The organism is Nocardiopsis terrae, assembly GCF_014651695.1.
Lineage (GTDB): Bacteria > Actinomycetota > Actinomycetes > Streptosporangiales > Streptosporangiaceae > Nocardiopsis > Nocardiopsis terrae.
The window spans coordinates 62,460-76,824 of the sequence record NZ_BMXJ01000011.1; the positions used below are offsets into that span (position 1 = coordinate 62,460).

Annotated in this window: 16 protein-coding genes and 1 tRNA gene; 7 read left to right on the forward strand and 10 right to left on the reverse strand. The window is 70.5% G+C overall.

Going from position 1 to position 14,365, the window contains the following annotated elements:
- The first annotated feature begins 122 nt into the window (after positions 1-122).
- Complete coding sequence (locus IE195_RS25150) at positions 123-1,097, forward strand: NAD(P)H-quinone oxidoreductase (RefSeq protein ID WP_191276072.1); 975 nt, start codon at positions 123-125, stop codon at positions 1,095-1,097.
- Positions 1,098-1,130: 33 nt separating this feature from the next.
- On the forward strand, positions 1,131-1,679 hold the full coding sequence (locus tag IE195_RS25155) for a bacterial proteasome activator family protein (protein ID WP_191276074.1): 549 nt from the start codon (positions 1,131-1,133) through the stop codon (positions 1,677-1,679).
- A gap of 142 nt (positions 1,680-1,821) precedes the next feature.
- On the opposite strand, the gene serS is transcribed toward IE195_RS25155, so the two are convergent.
- A complete protein-coding gene (serS, locus tag IE195_RS25160; protein ID WP_191276076.1) occupies positions 1,822-3,114 on the reverse strand; it encodes a serine--tRNA ligase in 1,293 nt (430 codons plus the stop codon).
- Positions 3,115-3,260: 146 nt separating this feature from the next.
- On the opposite strand from serS, the gene IE195_RS25165 reads away from it, so the two are divergent.
- Positions 3,261-3,434 carry a hypothetical protein gene (locus IE195_RS25165; RefSeq protein WP_191276078.1) on the forward strand — a complete coding sequence of 58 codons (174 nt, stop codon included), beginning with the start codon at positions 3,261-3,263 and terminating at the stop codon, positions 3,432-3,434.
- A gap of 9 nt (positions 3,435-3,443) precedes the next feature.
- On the opposite strand, the gene pheA is transcribed toward IE195_RS25165, so the two are convergent.
- The 7 genes from pheA to IE195_RS25200 form a co-directional block, all read right to left on the reverse strand.
- Positions 3,444-4,391, reverse strand: coding sequence for a prephenate dehydratase (pheA, locus tag IE195_RS25170; RefSeq protein WP_191276080.1), 948 nt, complete (start codon positions 4,389-4,391; stop codon positions 3,444-3,446).
- Positions 4,392-4,401: 10 nt separating this feature from the next.
- The gene (locus tag IE195_RS25175) at positions 4,402-5,052 is read right to left on the reverse strand and encodes a DUF4446 family protein (protein WP_225942598.1); all 651 of its coding nucleotides are present in this window, start codon (positions 5,050-5,052) and stop codon (positions 4,402-4,404) included.
- A gap of 51 nt (positions 5,053-5,103) precedes the next feature.
- Positions 5,104-5,907 carry a glycosyltransferase family 2 protein gene (locus IE195_RS25180; protein ID WP_191276137.1) on the reverse strand — a complete coding sequence of 268 codons (804 nt, stop codon included), beginning with the start codon at positions 5,905-5,907 and terminating at the stop codon, positions 5,104-5,106.
- 55 nt (positions 5,908-5,962) lie between these two features.
- A complete protein-coding gene (locus tag IE195_RS25185) occupies positions 5,963-6,319 on the reverse strand; it encodes an STAS domain-containing protein (RefSeq protein WP_191276084.1) in 357 nt (118 codons plus the stop codon).
- Positions 6,320-6,439: 120 nt separating this feature from the next.
- On the reverse strand, positions 6,440-7,051 hold the full coding sequence (locus IE195_RS25190) for an ATP-binding protein (protein WP_191276086.1): 612 nt from the start codon (positions 7,049-7,051) through the stop codon (positions 6,440-6,442).
- A 226-nt stretch (positions 7,052-7,277) separates the two neighbouring features.
- On the reverse strand, positions 7,278-9,203 hold the full coding sequence (locus IE195_RS25195; protein WP_191276088.1) for a sensor histidine kinase: 1,926 nt from the start codon (positions 9,201-9,203) through the stop codon (positions 7,278-7,280).
- 67 nt (positions 9,204-9,270) lie between these two features.
- Positions 9,271-9,603 carry a rhodanese-like domain-containing protein gene (locus IE195_RS25200; protein WP_191276090.1) on the reverse strand — a complete coding sequence of 111 codons (333 nt, stop codon included), beginning with the start codon at positions 9,601-9,603 and terminating at the stop codon, positions 9,271-9,273.
- 82 nt (positions 9,604-9,685) lie between these two features.
- Here IE195_RS25200 and IE195_RS25205 point away from each other — a divergent pair, with 82 nt between their 5' ends.
- Positions 9,686-10,207: an SSI family serine proteinase inhibitor gene (locus IE195_RS25205; RefSeq protein WP_191276091.1), complete on the forward strand. Its 522-nt coding sequence runs from the start codon at positions 9,686-9,688 to the stop codon at positions 10,205-10,207.
- 61 nt (positions 10,208-10,268) lie between these two features.
- On the opposite strand, the gene IE195_RS25210 is transcribed toward IE195_RS25205, so the two are convergent.
- Both IE195_RS25210 and IE195_RS25215 read right to left on the reverse strand, forming a co-directional pair.
- Positions 10,269-10,880, reverse strand: coding sequence for a TenA family protein (locus IE195_RS25210; RefSeq protein ID WP_191276093.1), 612 nt, complete (start codon positions 10,878-10,880; stop codon positions 10,269-10,271).
- 262 nt (positions 10,881-11,142) lie between these two features.
- Positions 11,143-11,225 (reverse strand) — tRNA-Leu (locus IE195_RS25215).
- Positions 11,226-11,453: 228 nt separating this feature from the next.
- Here IE195_RS25215 and IE195_RS25220 point away from each other — a divergent pair.
- The 3 genes from IE195_RS25220 to IE195_RS25230 all read left to right on the forward strand — a co-directional run bounded on the left by IE195_RS25220 (position 11,454) and on the right by IE195_RS25230 (position 14,362).
- The gene (locus tag IE195_RS25220) at positions 11,454-12,218 is read left to right on the forward strand and encodes an FHA domain-containing protein (RefSeq protein ID WP_444544298.1); all 765 of its coding nucleotides are present in this window, start codon (positions 11,454-11,456) and stop codon (positions 12,216-12,218) included.
- Positions 12,219-12,512: 294 nt separating this feature from the next.
- Complete coding sequence (locus tag IE195_RS25225) at positions 12,513-13,013, forward strand: FHA domain-containing protein FhaB/FipA (RefSeq protein WP_191276095.1); 501 nt, start codon at positions 12,513-12,515, stop codon at positions 13,011-13,013.
- Complete coding sequence (locus tag IE195_RS25230) at positions 13,010-14,362, forward strand: Stp1/IreP family PP2C-type Ser/Thr phosphatase (RefSeq protein ID WP_191276098.1); 1,353 nt, start codon at positions 13,010-13,012, stop codon at positions 14,360-14,362. Before IE195_RS25225 ends, IE195_RS25230 begins: the two co-directional genes overlap by 4 nt.
- Positions 14,363-14,365: the final 3 nt, after the last annotated feature.

A 14,365-nucleotide genomic window follows, 5' to 3' on the forward strand; every position in this document is an offset into this window, starting at 1 on the left:
CGGGTGTTCTCTTACCCGCACAGACACAGCAAAGCATCCTTCCGGGCCCGCCGACCAGAGATCCGGCGCCCCGCCCAGAGGTCGGGTGCCGCCCGGCTGCGCGGCTGGGTACTGTCGGCCACATGCACGCGATCCGAATCACCGAACCGGGCGGGCCAGAGGTCCTGTCCTGGTCCGAGGTCCCCGAACCGTCCCTGCAGCAGGGCGAGGTCCTGGTGGAGGTGGCAGCCACCGCCGTCAACCGGGCCGACGTGGCCCAGCGGCAGGGCAACTACCCTCCGCCTCCCGGCGCCTCCGAGTACCCGGGCCTGGAGTGCTCGGGCACCGTCCTGGAACTGGGACCGGGGACGGAGGGCTCCGGATGGTCCGTGGGGGACCAGGTCTGCGCCCTGCTGACCGGGGGCGGTTACTCGGAGCGGGTGGCCGTGCCGGTCGGCCAGCTCCTGCCGGTCCCGCGCGGGGTCGGCCTGGCGGAGGCGGCGGCCCTGCCCGAGGTGGCCTGCACCGTGTGGTCCAACCTGGTGATGGTCGGCGGCCTGCGCTCCGGGCAGACCGTCCTGGTCCACGGCGGCGGCAGCGGCATCGGTACGTTCGCCGTCCAGTTCGCCCGGGCCCTGGGCGCCCGGGTGGCCGTCACCGCGGGCAGCGCGGAGAAGCTGGAGCGCTGCCGTGAGCTGGGCGCCGAGATCACCGTGAACTACCGGACCGAGGACTTCACCGAGCGCCTGCGGGCCGAGGGCGGCGCCGACCTGATCCTCGACATCATGGGCGGCTCCTACCTGGACGCGAACCTGCGTTCGCTGACGGCGAACGGGCGCCTGGTGATCATCGGCCTGATGGGCGGGCGCAGGACGGAGATCGATCTGGGCCGCATGCTGGCCAAACGGCTCTCCGTCCAGGCGACCACGCTGCGCTCCCGTCCGGCCGCGGAGAAAGCGGCCATCGTCTCGGGAGTACTGGAGGAGGTCTGGCCGTTGGTAGAAGAAGGAGCCATCCGCCCCGTCGTGGACCGCACCCTGCCCCTGGGGGACGCGGCGGAGGCGCATCGTGTCATGGAGTCGAGCGCGCACACCGGCAAGATCCTTCTCACCCGTTGACAGCGTGCCGAACAGAGCCGAGCTAGGGAATCGATGAGCAACGCAGACAACCAGGAGGACCCGGAGGTCATGGTCGTCGGAACCGACGAGGACCACGGATCCGGGGGCGAGGACGGTTCGGGGGAACCGCGCTCGCTCACCGACATGGTGGAGCAGCCCGCCAAGGTGATGCGGATCGGCAGCATGATCCGCCAACTGCTGGACGAGGTGAAGGCGGCCCCGCTGGACGAGGCCAGCCGCGCCCGGCTGAAGGAGATCCACACCTCCTCGATCAAGGAGCTCGAGGACGGCCTCGCGCCCGAGCTCATCGAGGAGCTGGACCGGCTGACCCTTCCGTTCGCCGACGGTTCGGCGCCCAGCGACGCCGAGCTGCGGATCGCCCAGGCCCAGTTGGTGGGCTGGTTGGAGGGCCTCTTCCACGGCATCCAGACCACTCTGTTCGCCCAGCAGATGGCGGCCCGCGCCCAGTTGGAGAACATGCGCAAGGCACTCCCCCCGGGGATCTCCGGGCTCCAGGCCCAGGGTCCTGGCGCCGAGGGCCAGGGCGAGCAGCCGCACATGGGGTCGGGCCCCTACCTGTAACGGAAGCCGGGGCGCCGCCCGCACGGACACCGTGCGGCGGCCACCGCGTACACGAGAACACCGCGTACGTGAACGGAGCCCGTCCCCGGTGCGGGGCGGGCTCCGTCGCGCCGCCGGTCGGCCCGTCGCGGGCCGCCGGGGGCTACTTCTTCCTGGCCGTGCCGCCCTTGGGTGCCTGGACCGGTTCGATGACGTCCCTGCCCAGGTAGGGGCGCAAGGCTTCGGGGACGACCACGGAACCGTCCTCGCGCTGGTGGTTCTCCAGGATCGCGACGATCCACCGGGTGGTGGCGAGCGTGCCGTTGAGGGTGGCGGCGAAGCGCGGCTTGCCGTCGGAGTCCCGGTAGCGCACGTTGAGCCGCCGGGCCTGGAACTCGGTGCAGTTCGAGGTGGAGGTCAGCTCGCGGTAGGTCTCCTGGGTGGGGACCCACGCCTCGCAGTCGTACTTGCGGGCCGCGCTGGTGCCGAGGTCCCCACCGGCGATGTCCACCACCCGGTAGGGCAGGCCGAGCTTGTCGAGCATCTGCCGCTCCCAGGCCAGGAGCCGCTTGTGCTCCTCGTGCGCCTGGTCGGGGTGGGTGTAGACGAACATCTCCACCTTGTTGAACTGGTGGACCCGGATGATCCCCCGGGTGTCCTTGCCGTAGGACCCGGCCTCGCGGCGGAAGCAGGACGACCAGCCGATGTAGCGGTTGGGCAGCGCGTCGGCGGGCAGGATCTCGCCGCCGTGGTACCCGGCCAGGGCCACCTCGGAGGTGCCCACGAGGTAGAGGTCGTCGTCGGGCAGGCGGTAGACCTCGTCGGAGTGCTCACCGAGGAAACCGGTGCCCTCCATGGTCTCGGGCTTGACCAGGACCGGCGGGATCATCGGGGTGAAACCGGCCTCGACCGCCTGGTTCATCGCCATGTTGAGCAGGGCCAGCTCCAGCTGGGCGCCCACTCCGGTGAGGAAGTAGAACCGGGCGCCGGAGACCTTGGCGCCGCGCTCCATGTCGATGGCGCCGAGCATCTCGCCCAGTTCCAGGTGGTCGCGCGGGGTGAAGTCGAACTCGCGGGGCTCGCCGACGGTCTCCAGGACCACGAAGTCGTCCACACCGCCCTCGGGCGCCCCCTCCTCGACGAGGTTGGGCACGCGTACCAGGACGGCGTCGAGCTCGTCGCCGAGACGGCCGGCCTCGGCCTCGGCCTCCTTGACCTCGGCGGAGAGCGCCTTGGCCCGGGTGAGGAGCTCCTCCCGTTCCTCCGGCGAGGCCTTGGAGACGGATTTGCCCACGCTCTTCTGCTCGGCGCGCAGAGTCTCGAACCGGCCCAGCGCGGAGCGCCGGCTGGAGTCCAGTTCGAGCAGCCGGTCGGCGACGGAGGGGTCCTCGCCGCGGGCCCGCTGCGATGCACGGAGTCGTTCGGGGTCTTCTCGAAGAGCGCGAAGGTCGATCACGTCTTGCAGGTTACCGCCCGCCCCAACCCCGGCCCACATCTTTTGCCGACAGTCACGTCATGGAAACCCCCCGTCCCCGTATCCCCATCGACAGGGTCAGCCGGGAGCGAGGGTTCCCGGCGGCACACGGATCGTGGGGAGTAGTCGTGAAACCGCTGGGTGAGATGACCACCGAGGAACTCGCCGGAGCCCTGGAGGCGCTCGACGACGCGCGTCCGGAGGACACGGCGCTGCGGCTGGCGCTGTACCTGGAGCTGCGCCGCGCGGCCGCGGAGGAGTGGTTGTTCGAGGACGGGCCGCAGACGCCCGTGCAGGTCTGAGGCGCGTCCTCAGTCGACGTCGCCGGCGCGGATGCGGGCGAGCCAGAGCTCGGCCTCGGCGAAGTCCGCGTCGGTGGCGGAGCGCGGACGCATCGCGGGGGCGGTCCCGGTGTCGCGGCCGCCGCGCGGGTAGCTGCCCAGGAAGCGTACGTCCCGGCAGACGCGGCGGATGCCCATGAGGGCCTCGCCCACGCGGGCCTCGGCCACGTGTCCTTCGGCGTCGATGCAGAAGCAGTAGCTGCCCAGGCCGTCGCCGGTGGGGCGCGACTCGAGGCGGGTGAGGTTGACCCCGCGAACCGCGAACTGGTTGAGCACCTCGATGAGCGCGCCGGGGTGGTCGTCGGCGATGAAGGCGACCAGGGAGGTCCGGTCGGCGCCGGTGGGTTCGGGGAGCGCCCCGGACCTGGACAGGTAGATGAAGCGGGTGGCCGCGTCGGAGCGGTCGCCCACCCCGGTGGCGAGGGCGTGCAGCCCGTAGCGTTCGCCCGCGATGACGGCGCAGATCGCGGCGTCGTAGGGCGCGCCGGGCTCGGACACGGCGCGCGCCGCTGCGGCCGTGGAGGAGACGGTGTGGGTGTCGGCGTCCGGGATGTGGCGGGAGAGCCAGCCGCGGCACTGGGCGAGGGCGTGGGGGTGGGTGGCCACCCGTTTGACGTCCTCCAGCACGGTTCCGGGACGGGCGAACAGGGCGAACTCGACCGGGACCGCGGTCTCCCCGGTGACGAGCAGGGGTTCGCCCTTGATCAGTTCGGCGATCGTGGTGGTGACCCCGCCCTCCACCGAGTTCTCCAGCGGAACGACCCCGCCGTCCGCGGTTCCGGAGCGGACCGCGTCGAAGACCGCCGTCACCCCGTCACACGGGACGCGGGACTCGTCGTCGGCGTCGGGGCGCAGATCGCGCAGGGCGGCTTCGGTGAAGGTGCCCTCGGGGCCGAGGTAGGCGTAACGGTTGGGCATGCTGTTCAGGCTATACGGCCCCGGTGCCAGGGGAGGGCCGCTCCCCGGTCCGGGGCTCGGCTGCCCGCGGGCCGCCGCTCCCCCCGGAGGCGGCGGGACCGGGGGCCCCTCCGGCGGTGGCGGATCCCCCGGCGGATCCGGTGTCCGGCCCGTCCGGTTCGGGGCTCTCCGCCCCCTGGACCACCGTGACCATGGCGTCCGTCTCCTCGTGGGCCGGTCGGTCCGTACGGGCCCGCTCGGCTCGACCCGGTCCGGGGGTCCCGGGTTCAGCGGCCGGGGAGCCGATCCCGTTGCCCAGGCGCGCTGAGCGGATCACCCGGTACTCCTCGGGGCTGAGCAGGTGGTCGGCCTCGCCCCGGGTGACGGCCTTGGCGTAGGTGCGTGTTTCCGTGCGCCCGTTGATGGAGGTGACGACCACCCCGTCACCGTGGCTGTTGAGCATGGCCAGGGAGAAGGAGCGGGCGCCCGACATCTCCTCCAGGGCGTCGTAGTGCAGCACGGCGACGTCGCGGACGGCGCGGGGGTCGGCCCCCGAGCTGTTGACGGCGAGGGCGCGCTGGGCCAGTGCGCGGTACTCGGACCGGATCTCGCGGGTCCTGGACAGCGCGTACACGCCGAGGGCGAGCCCGCCCGACCCGGCGAGCAGAGCGATGGAAGCCATGATCATAGTGAGCACAGCGCGAGCGTAGCGCTACACATCGCGCCCATGGGGTTACTCCTGGCGATTCTTGCGAGCAACGCGCCCTGTTCCCCGGGAGCGTCCGCGAACGGTGCTTCGGGGGCGCCCGAACACGCCCCGCCATGTCCGGCGCAGCGCCGGTCGCAGCTCCCTGGCCGCCAGGGCCCGTGCCACGTCCGCGAACTGGTGCGCCCGGTGCAGCTGGGCCCGCAGGTCCGCGCCGGTCGCCCGGTGCTCCAGGGGGACCTCGACCTCCACCACCCGGAACCCGCCGCGCAGGACGTCGATGGTCAGCCCCGTCTCCACGCCGAAACCGGGAGCGAGCGGACGGGCCGCGGCGAAGGCCTCGCGGGTCAGACAGCGCTGTCCGTTCAACGGCTGCTCGGGTTCCCATCCGGTCACCCTGCGCACACCGTCCCTGGCCAGGCGGACCACGAAACCGTGGCCGCCCAGACGCATCCGGGTCGCGGGGAACAGGGCGATGGTCATGTCCGCCGTACCTTCGAGGACCGGCTCCACCAGCGGCGCCGCCCCCTTGGCGGTCGCGCCGAGGTCGGCGTCGAGGAAGAGCAGGTGCCGCGGGGCCCGTAGAGCGCCCTCAACCCCTTCGTCCTCCTCCAGGGCCCGGACCCCCTCGGCGCCCGACTCCATGGCCGCGCCCTTGCCCCGGTTGCGGCTGTGCCTGAGCACCATGGCCCCGGCCTCCAGCGCCAACTCGGCGGTGCGGTCGGTGGAACCGTCGTCGACCACCACGATCAGGTCGACACCGGGGAGTGTGCGCGCCGCGTTGACGGTGGTGCCGATGCGTTCGGCCTCGTTCTTGGCGGCGATCACCACGGCGACCCCCGCGCCGGTGGGCCCCGCGGGCCCTCTACGCGCCACCGGTACCCGGTTAACGGGCGTTGCCGGTCCCCGCGGCCACCGGCAACGCGTCGAGGCCGGAGTGGACGACGAAGACCTCGTCCAGGCCGGTGACCTGTAGGACCTTCATGACCGCCGGTTTGGGCGCGACGAGCTCCAGGTCGCCCCCTGCGCCACGGGACCGCTTCATCGCGGAGAGCAGGACGCTGATCCCGGTCGAGTCGCAGAACTCGGCCCGCGACATGTCGACGACCAGACGCCGCGCCCCCGCCCCCAGTGCCCCGATGAGCTCGGTGCGCAACTGGGGTGCCGTGTACAGATCGATCTCACCACCAACGGTTACCACTGCGACGTCGTCCTGAGATCGGCTTGATATCTTCAACTCCACAGTCGTGACTGTAGCGTTCAGGCCGGGAGCGGGCCACCTCGTTGGCGGTGTTTCGCTGTATCGGTCGCGTTCCTCCGCTCCGAACCCCGGATCAGCCCTTCGGAAAAGGACCGGTCGGTCTCAGAGAAGGGCGCCCCAGGCGGGTTCGTGCGTCTGAACCCGCAGGTCGAGATCGAGGTCGAACACGTCGGTGGAGTCCCCGTCCGCGGGCTCGCGGCCGGCGACGGGCAGCGCTGTGACGGTGCCGTGCCGAAGGTCGGCCGGGTCCTGCGCGGAGATCTCCAGAACCGCCCACACCGTGGTGGTGGTCGCGTCCATCTCGGTCCCCCAGCGGCCCGCCAGGGTCTGCACGATGCCCAGGCCCCGGCCGCCCAGACCGGACACGGAGGGCCGCGCCACCCGCGGCATGGTGGTGGACCCGCCGTCGCGCACCGAGATCTCCAGCCAGGCCCCGGTCGGATCGCCCGGATCCACCTCGCCCCGCCAGGACACGCCCACGGTGTCTTCGGGGAGGGGGCTCGCGTGCCTGAGGGCGTTGCTGACCAGTTCGCTGAGGATGAGGGCGGCATCGTCGATCCGGTCGGCGCAGACCGCCATGGCGCGCAGATCCGCGCTCATCCCCTGCCGGGCCCTGGTGACGCTCTCGGGTACGTAGGGGAGGACGACGCTCCGCTCGATCTTCCGAGGGCCCCGGGGTTCCCCGTCGTCGTACGCGGTGTTGTCTCCTGACACGGCTTTCGTCCCTGCGAGTTCGTGTTTCTCGGCCAGCCCGGAACCCGCCCGAAGTGTGCCAGCGAATTCCACCAGGGGTGGAAATGCCCCGATCCCGCGCGGGGGAAACCCGATCGGGGGCGAATCCACGGCGACGGCACCGGCCGCGCACGCGCACATCGCCTACGCCCCAAGGCTTCGGGGCTCCCGAGGTTTTTGTCTTTTCCTACGGGATACGGTGCCCGCCCTACGCCTTTGCCGAAGGAATCCCGGTTCCGCCCCGGCTCTTCGGCGTTTCGGAGACGACGGAGCCGAGTTCGGCGTCCTCACCCCGGTGCCGGGGCAGGGTCACCCGCATCCGGGTACCGTTCGCCAGCCGGTGGGCGGTCACCTCACCGCCCTGTTCCCGCACCAGTTGGCGCACGATGTAGAGGCCGATCCCGAGCCCGCTGTAACCCCTCCGGTCGCCCCGTTCACCGCTCTGGAAGAACCGTTCGAAGATCCGTTCCTCGTCACCGGGGTCGATACCGATGCCCTCGTCGTCGACGTGGATGGTGACGGTGTCCTCGCCCTCCTGCGCCCCGACCCGCACCGCCCCGCCGCTCGGGGAGAACTTCAGGGCGTTCTCCAGTAGCTGGTCGATGACCATGCCGGTGACCAGGGGGTCCCCCACGGTCCAGAGCGTCCCGCCGGAGTCCAGCGTCAGCTCCTGCCGTTCGGCCAGCGGACGGAAGGCCGCGACCGCCTGGCCGAGCAGCTCCACCAGGTCGAAGGGCACTTTGTCGACGGTCATCTCGCCGCTCGCCACGTCCGACCCGAGCCGGAGCCGTTCCACCAGTTTCGCGAGCGAACGCGCGCGGTCCAGGATGATCTCGCTCGCCTCCTGGCGGCCCTCCGGCCCCAGACGTTCGCCCTTACGGGACAGCAGGGCGGCGTACCCCTGGATCACCGTGACCGGGGTCCGCAGCTCGTGCCCGGTGCTGGCCAGGAAGAACTCCCGCTCCTCCTCCAGCGCCTTCTGCGCGGTGATGTCCCGGAAGTCCACCACCCACTCGTCGGTGTTCGGTATCCGCGCCATGAGGATCTCCAGCCAGCGCCCGCCCTCGTTCTTGTGCTTGACCGGTTCGCCGTGCGCGGCGGGGATCGGGAAGGGCGGCGGCTGTCCCACCATCTGCTCGGAGGTGTAGCCGGTCAGCTCCGCGGCGGAGCGGTTCCACTTGCGGACCCTGCCGTCGTAGTCGAGGACCGCGATCCCGTCTGCACTGGAGTCGGAGACCGCCTGCTCCCTGGCGCGCTGGAGCTTGAGCTCCTCGTAGGCCATGGCGTTGCCGATCGCCACCCCGGCGTGCTCGGCGAGGAGCTCCAGGAGCTCCAGCTCCACGTGGCCGACCTTGCGCTGGCTGTACAGCGCGTACAGGGCCCCGTAGGGGCGGCCCTGCACGTTGGACACGCACAGGGCGATGGTGTGCAGGCCGGGCAGGTCTGCCCAGACCAGGTCCTCCAGGCTGCGGGTGGCACTGTTGGCCAGCAGTACGGACTTCCCGCTGCGCAGGAGTTCACCGAACAGGCTCGACTCCAGGGGCGCGCTGACCCCGTACAGTTCCTCGGACAGGTGGGTGAGGCTGACGAGTTCCACACGGTTCTCGTCGAGCAGGACGAAACCGCCCGCGTCGGCGCCGGTGAGTTCGGTCAGGCTGCTGATGATGCGGTCCAGGACCGACTTCAGGCTGAGGTCGGCGTTGATGTCGGCGACCACGTCGGTGAGGCGGCGGACCAGGCGGGCACGCTCCATCGCGGAGGTCTGGGCCTGGACCTCCTTCTCGCTCGGGTAGAGCACGAGGACCCACCCGGCGTGCCGCCCCTGGTCGTCGTGCACGCAGCCGGTGCTGACCCGCACGTCGACGGCGGTCCCGTCCTTGCGCAGGCGGCGGGTGAAGATCGTCAACGGGGTTCCGGCGCGCACCTGTTCGAGCACCGCACCGTACTCGGGCCTCAGTTCCTGGGGGATGATCGGCAGCTCGCCGCCGAGCACCTCGTCCGCACCCCAGCCGAACATCCGCTCGGCCGCGGGGTTCCACACGGTGACTCGGAGCTCGCCGTCGATACCGATCACCGCGTCCGCTGAAGAGGCCAGCACGGCTTCGGCGCTGAGGGGCGCGCGCTCGGAACTCACGTCGTCATAGTGCCACCTGGAAGCCCCCCGGTGGCAGAGCTTCGCGCAATCCGACCAGAATCGACGGTCACAGGACCCGGGGTTCCCCCTCGCCGTCCGCCGTCATCTCGCGCGCCGCGTGCTCCCAGGCCTGCATGCCGCCCGCGACGTTCACCGCGTCCCAGCCGGCCTGGTTGAGCGCCATGGTGGCCTGGCCGGAGCGGCCGCCCGAACGGCAGATGACGTAGACCCTCCGGTCCCTGGGGACCTCGTCGGCGCGTTCGCCGAGCGTCCCCAGCGGGATGTGCACGGCGCCGGGCGCGTGGCCGGTCCGCCACTCGTCGTCCTCCCGGACGTCGAGCAGGTATACGTCCTCGGGAACCTCGTTCACGAGAACCTCAGCGACCTGTCCACCGAACATGATGGTGACCCCCTGTGTCAGGTGTGTGCCAGAAAATTAGGAATCGGCGGAACGGCGTGCTCGGGACCCGCGTCCAAGGGGTATGCGTGAGCACACCTTCGCCACGGCCCTGCCGACCCGCCTCGCCGCACTCGCAGCTCTTGGCCTGCTTATCACGGCCTGCGGCAACGAGCCCGTCGAGGTGAACGCACCGGCACCCGAGGCCGACGCCACCGAGACCCCCCAGACCGACGCCACCGAGACCGACGCCTCCGAGGAGAACGAGTCCGCCGAGGTGGAACTCGTGATCGAACGCTCCCTGTCCGAAGAGGACGGACTGACCGCCGAGGAGGGCTTCGAGGAGGGCGAATGGACCCTCACCTGCTCCCCCGCCGGCGGTAACCACCCCGACCCCGAAACGGCCTGCGCCGAGATCGAGGAGGCCGGGACCGAGCCGTTCACCATGGACACCTCCGGCATGACGTGCACGATGCAGATCGGCGGCCCCGAGGTCGTCCACGTCACCGGCCAGGTGAACGGCACCGAGGTCGACACCGAGTTCAACAAGCGCAACGGATGTGAGATCGAGCGCTTCGACCAGGTCGAATCGGTGCTCAACCCCTGACCCCGACACCCGTGAGGGGCGGACCGCCCGGTCCGCCCCTCCCCGTCGTGCGCGGCGGACCCTACGTGTAGGGGGTGTCCCAGAAGGCGACCTCGTGGCGCATTCCCTCCAGGAAGAAGCGCTCCGCCCGCTCCGGGTCGGGCTCGGCCTCCTGGAGCATGCGGCCGTACCGCTCCGTCAGTTCGGTGAAGCCCGGGTCGGCGTAGGTGTCGATCCACCGCTGGTAGCGGGGGTCCTCGGGGCGGGCCTCGGCCAGCTCCAGACCCAGGGTGTTGTAACCCCACATGCAGGGGTAGACCGCGGCGAGCCCGTCCCGGTAGTCGGCCGCCGCGTCCAGGATCCAGGACGTGTAGGCCGCGCAGGCGGGCCCCTTGTCCCTTGTGGTCAGGTCGGCACCGAACTCCCCGGACAGGGAGCGGTGCAGTTCCAGTTCCTCGTTGAGGGTGCTGTGCGCGATCCCGACCAGGTCCGCCAGGTGCCCGTCCGGTGCCTGCCAGGCCAGCCGGGAGAAGGCCCGGGCGTAGTCGAGCAGGTAGAGGTGGTCCTGTTCCAGCCAGTAGCGGAAGGCGCGTTCGTCGAGGTCGCCCCGGGCGATCCCGGCGACGGTCGGGTGTGCGAGTTGTTCGGCGACCAGTGGCCGCCCGAGCTGGTGAAGGTGTTCGGTGATTCCCACGCCCGGAGTGTCCCATCCGGGCGCGGGCGGCCCGCGACCGGGAGTACCGCCGGGCCGGCGGCCGTTTCCGGCCCGGCGAGGCGGGGCCTTCCCCGTCCCGTCTAACGATCGAAGATCGTTGCCGACGGCCGAAAGCCGTTGCGGAGGGCCGGAACACCATGCGGAAGGTACCCGAAAGCCCTCCGATTCGAGGGCCCGGGGACACGACGAAGACGGCCCCGGTAGCAAGTCGCGCTTGCTTCCGGGGCCGTCCAGAATCGAGTGGGCGAGGAGGGATTTGAACCCTCACATCCTTTCGGACACACGGACCTGAACCGTGCGCGTCTACCGTTCCGCCACCCGCCCGAGTGACATGCATTAAGTTGTGTTGCCAGGTGTTCCGGGCTCTTTGCCCGTTCCCCCTGGCGACATGAATAAGGCTAGCACGGCCTGGAGGTGGGTTGCACACCGTTTACGGAGGCCCCGGATCCGGCCCCGGGAGGGCCTTCCCAGGGGTGCGCCTGAAAGCAGGGGCACCCCGACCCGGTTACGATCGTCTACACATACGGAGTGGAGTACAAAGGGAGGTACCTCGTGGGAGTGCTCCAACGCTTCGAGCGCAGGCTTGAGGGCATGATCGAAGGCACCTTCGCGATGGCCTTCAAGTCTGAGCTCCAGCCGGTCGAGGTCGCGAGCGCGGTCCAGCGGGAAATGGACGAGCGGGCAGCGATCGTCGCCCAGGGACGCACACTGGTTCCGAACGACTTCATCGTCGAGCTTTCGGCCAGTGACAAGGAGCGCCTGGAGGTCTACGCCGACAGCCTCGGCCAGGAACTCTCCAAGCTCGCTCGCGACTACGCGACCGAACAGGGTTATTCCTTCGTCGGTCCGGTGCGGGTCCAGTTCAGGCCGGACGACGGTCTCAAGACCGGTCGCTTCCGCATCCGTTCCGGTGTCGTCCGCGGAACCATGGTCAAGGACGGCGAGGTCCGCCAGCCGGTCGGTGACCCGGGCCAGGGCACGGGTCCGCGCCAGTCCGGCCGCCCCCGGCTGCTCATCTCGCCCGGTGGCGCGACCGCCGAGGGCAACATCGCCAGCCAGGGCATGCAGCAGTCCTTCGAGCTGACCACCCCGGTCACCCTGTTGGGCCGCGGCACCGACTGCGACCTGCGTCTGGTCGACAACGGGGTCTCGCGTCACCACGTCGAGATCCGGGTCGACGGCGACGAGGTCATCCTGGAGGACAAGGGGTCCACGAACGGGACCTTCGTCAACGGACAACAGGTCAGGCAGGCACGGCTGGTGGACGGGACCAGGGTCAGCCTGGGCCGCACCACCATGACCTTCCGCAGGGACTGACCCGGCCCACCCCGCGCAGCCGGAGGATCCGGCCGGACCGGACCGCAACCAACCGCCCCGGGGCGGCGTCTGAAAGGTGGAAGTCCGGGTCAGGCCGGATACGGACCCGCTGTCGGATATCCGGCCGGGAGGGTAGTCTCCGCGAAGACCTGACCGATCGGGCAGAATGTCCGCGGCCGGATGGGCCGAGGACCAGCGACCCAGACTCACCGACCCGAAGGTGGGGCAGACACGGTGGCGGCGCCGATGACCGCCACCCCGGCCGAAGCACGACAGGGGCTGAAGAGCAGTTCGATGTCCAACTTGACCCTCATATTGATCAAGATCGCGTACCTCGCGGTGCTTTGGCTGTTCGTCCTCATGGCGGTCGGCGTCATCCGCACGGACCTCTTCGGGCAGTCGAAGAAGAAGGCCAAGAAGAAGCCCCGGTCCTCCTCGGCCCGTCCGGCCCAGCGCCGCGCGCCGTCGTCGGCGCAGGCCCGGCCGCAGCGCCCGCGCCGCAACGAGCCCACGGTCCTGGCCGTCACCCAGGGCCCCCTATCGGGCACCACGGTCAACCTGACCGCACAGCCCGTCCTCATCGGACGCGCCCCCGACTCGACCCTGGTCATCACCGATGACTACGCGTCGGGCCGCCACGCCCGCGTCTACTCCGAAAACGGCCGCTGGTTCGTCGAGGACCTCAATTCCACGAACGGCACCTACCTCGGCCAGCAGAAGCTGAACCGCCCCCAGCCCATCACGGTGGGTCAGCCCATCCGTATCGGCAAAACCGTCCTGGAACTGCGCAAATGACAATCGCTCTCCGATACGCGGCGTACTCCGACGTAGGTTGCCTCCGCGAAGGCAACGAAGACTCCGGCTACGCCGGCCAACACCTCCTCGCGGTAGCCGACGGCATGGGCGGTTACGCGGGCGGTGAGGTGGCCAGCTCCATCGCCATCGGATCCCTCCGCCAGCTCGACACCCCGGACGACCCCAGGGCCGAGGAGATGGCCGAGGTCCTCCAGCGCGCCGTCGAGCGGGCCAACGAGTCGCTTGCCATCCGTATCCGGCAGGAACCCCAGCTGGAGAACATGGGCACGACCCTGACCGCCATGCTGTGGTCGGGTTCCCAGGTCGCGCTGATCCACATCGGCGACTCACGCGCCTACCTGCTGCGCGGACCGCGTTTCGAGCAGATCACCCACGACCACACCCTGGTGCAGACCCTCGTCGACGAGGGCAAGATCACCGAGGAGGAGGTCGCCACCCACCCGCAGCGGTCCCTGATCCTGCGTGCGCTGGACGGCAAGACCCCGGTCGACCCGGACATCTCCATCAGCAGGGCGAAGCCGGGCGACCGCTACATGCTCTGCTCCGACGGACTGTCCGGCGTGGTCAGCAAGAAGACCATCCACGAGACGCTCGCCACCCAGAACGACCCGCGCGCGGCCGCCAAGAAGCTGATCGAACTGGCCATCCGCGGCGGCGGGCCGGACAACATCACCGCGGTCGTCGCCGACGTCATCGAGACGGACACCGACCGCGAGGGCCCCACGCTCGCCGCCCAGACGGTCGGTGCCGCGGACCAGCGCGACGAGTCCACCGGCCCCAACGAGACCAGTCCGGCCAGGCGGGCCCAGGAACTGCGCGGCGGCGGTGACACCGCCGAGATGGACCCCGTCCGGGCGGACGCCCCGGGCCAGGAGCCGGACGACCGCCCCTACGAGGAACAGCCGTACGACGCCCCGGTCCCGCGCGACCGGGAATCCGAGTCGGAGTACCGCTCACGCAGCTGGTGGCCGATCATCCTCGTCTTCCTCGTCGTGGTCGGCCTGGTCGCGGGCGGCGGCTACTACTTCGGCCGCCAGTACGTCGAGAGCCAGTACTACGTGGGGGCCTCCCCGGACGGTGAGACGGTCAGCGTCTACCAGGGCATCGACACCGACATCGCGGGCTTCAGCCTCTCCGAGGAGATCGAGAGCACCGGCCTGAGGATCGAGTCACTCCCGCAGGCCGACCAGGAACTGGTCGCGAACACCATCACGGCGGACGACCGGGAAGGCGCCGTCCGGGTCGTCGGTGACCTCGAAGAAGCCGCGAACGGTACCAGCGCGGACGAGGACGCCGACAACGGGACCGAGACCGAGGAATCGGGGTGACCC

Coding starts and splice junctions, on each gene's coding strand:
- IE195_RS25200 (WP_191276090.1), bottom strand. CDS start 9,603: ATGTTCGGTGGACAGGTCGCTGAGGTTCTCGTGAACGAGGTTCCCGAG.
- IE195_RS25175 (WP_225942598.1), bottom strand. CDS start 5,052: ATGGCTTCCATCGCTCTGCTCGCCGGGTCGGGCGGGCTCGCCCTCGGC.
- IE195_RS25150 (WP_191276072.1), top strand. CDS start 123: ATGCACGCGATCCGAATCACCGAACCGGGCGGGCCAGAGGTCCTGTCC.
- IE195_RS25225 (WP_191276095.1), top strand. CDS start 12,513: ATGTCCAACTTGACCCTCATATTGATCAAGATCGCGTACCTCGCGGTG.
- IE195_RS25155 (WP_191276074.1), top strand. CDS start 1,131: ATGAGCAACGCAGACAACCAGGAGGACCCGGAGGTCATGGTCGTCGGA.
- IE195_RS25205 (WP_191276091.1), top strand. CDS start 9,686: ATGCGTGAGCACACCTTCGCCACGGCCCTGCCGACCCGCCTCGCCGCA.
- pheA (WP_191276080.1), bottom strand. CDS start 4,391: ATGCCCAACCGTTACGCCTACCTCGGCCCCGAGGGCACCTTCACCGAA.
- IE195_RS25230 (WP_191276098.1), top strand. CDS start 13,010: ATGACAATCGCTCTCCGATACGCGGCGTACTCCGACGTAGGTTGCCTC.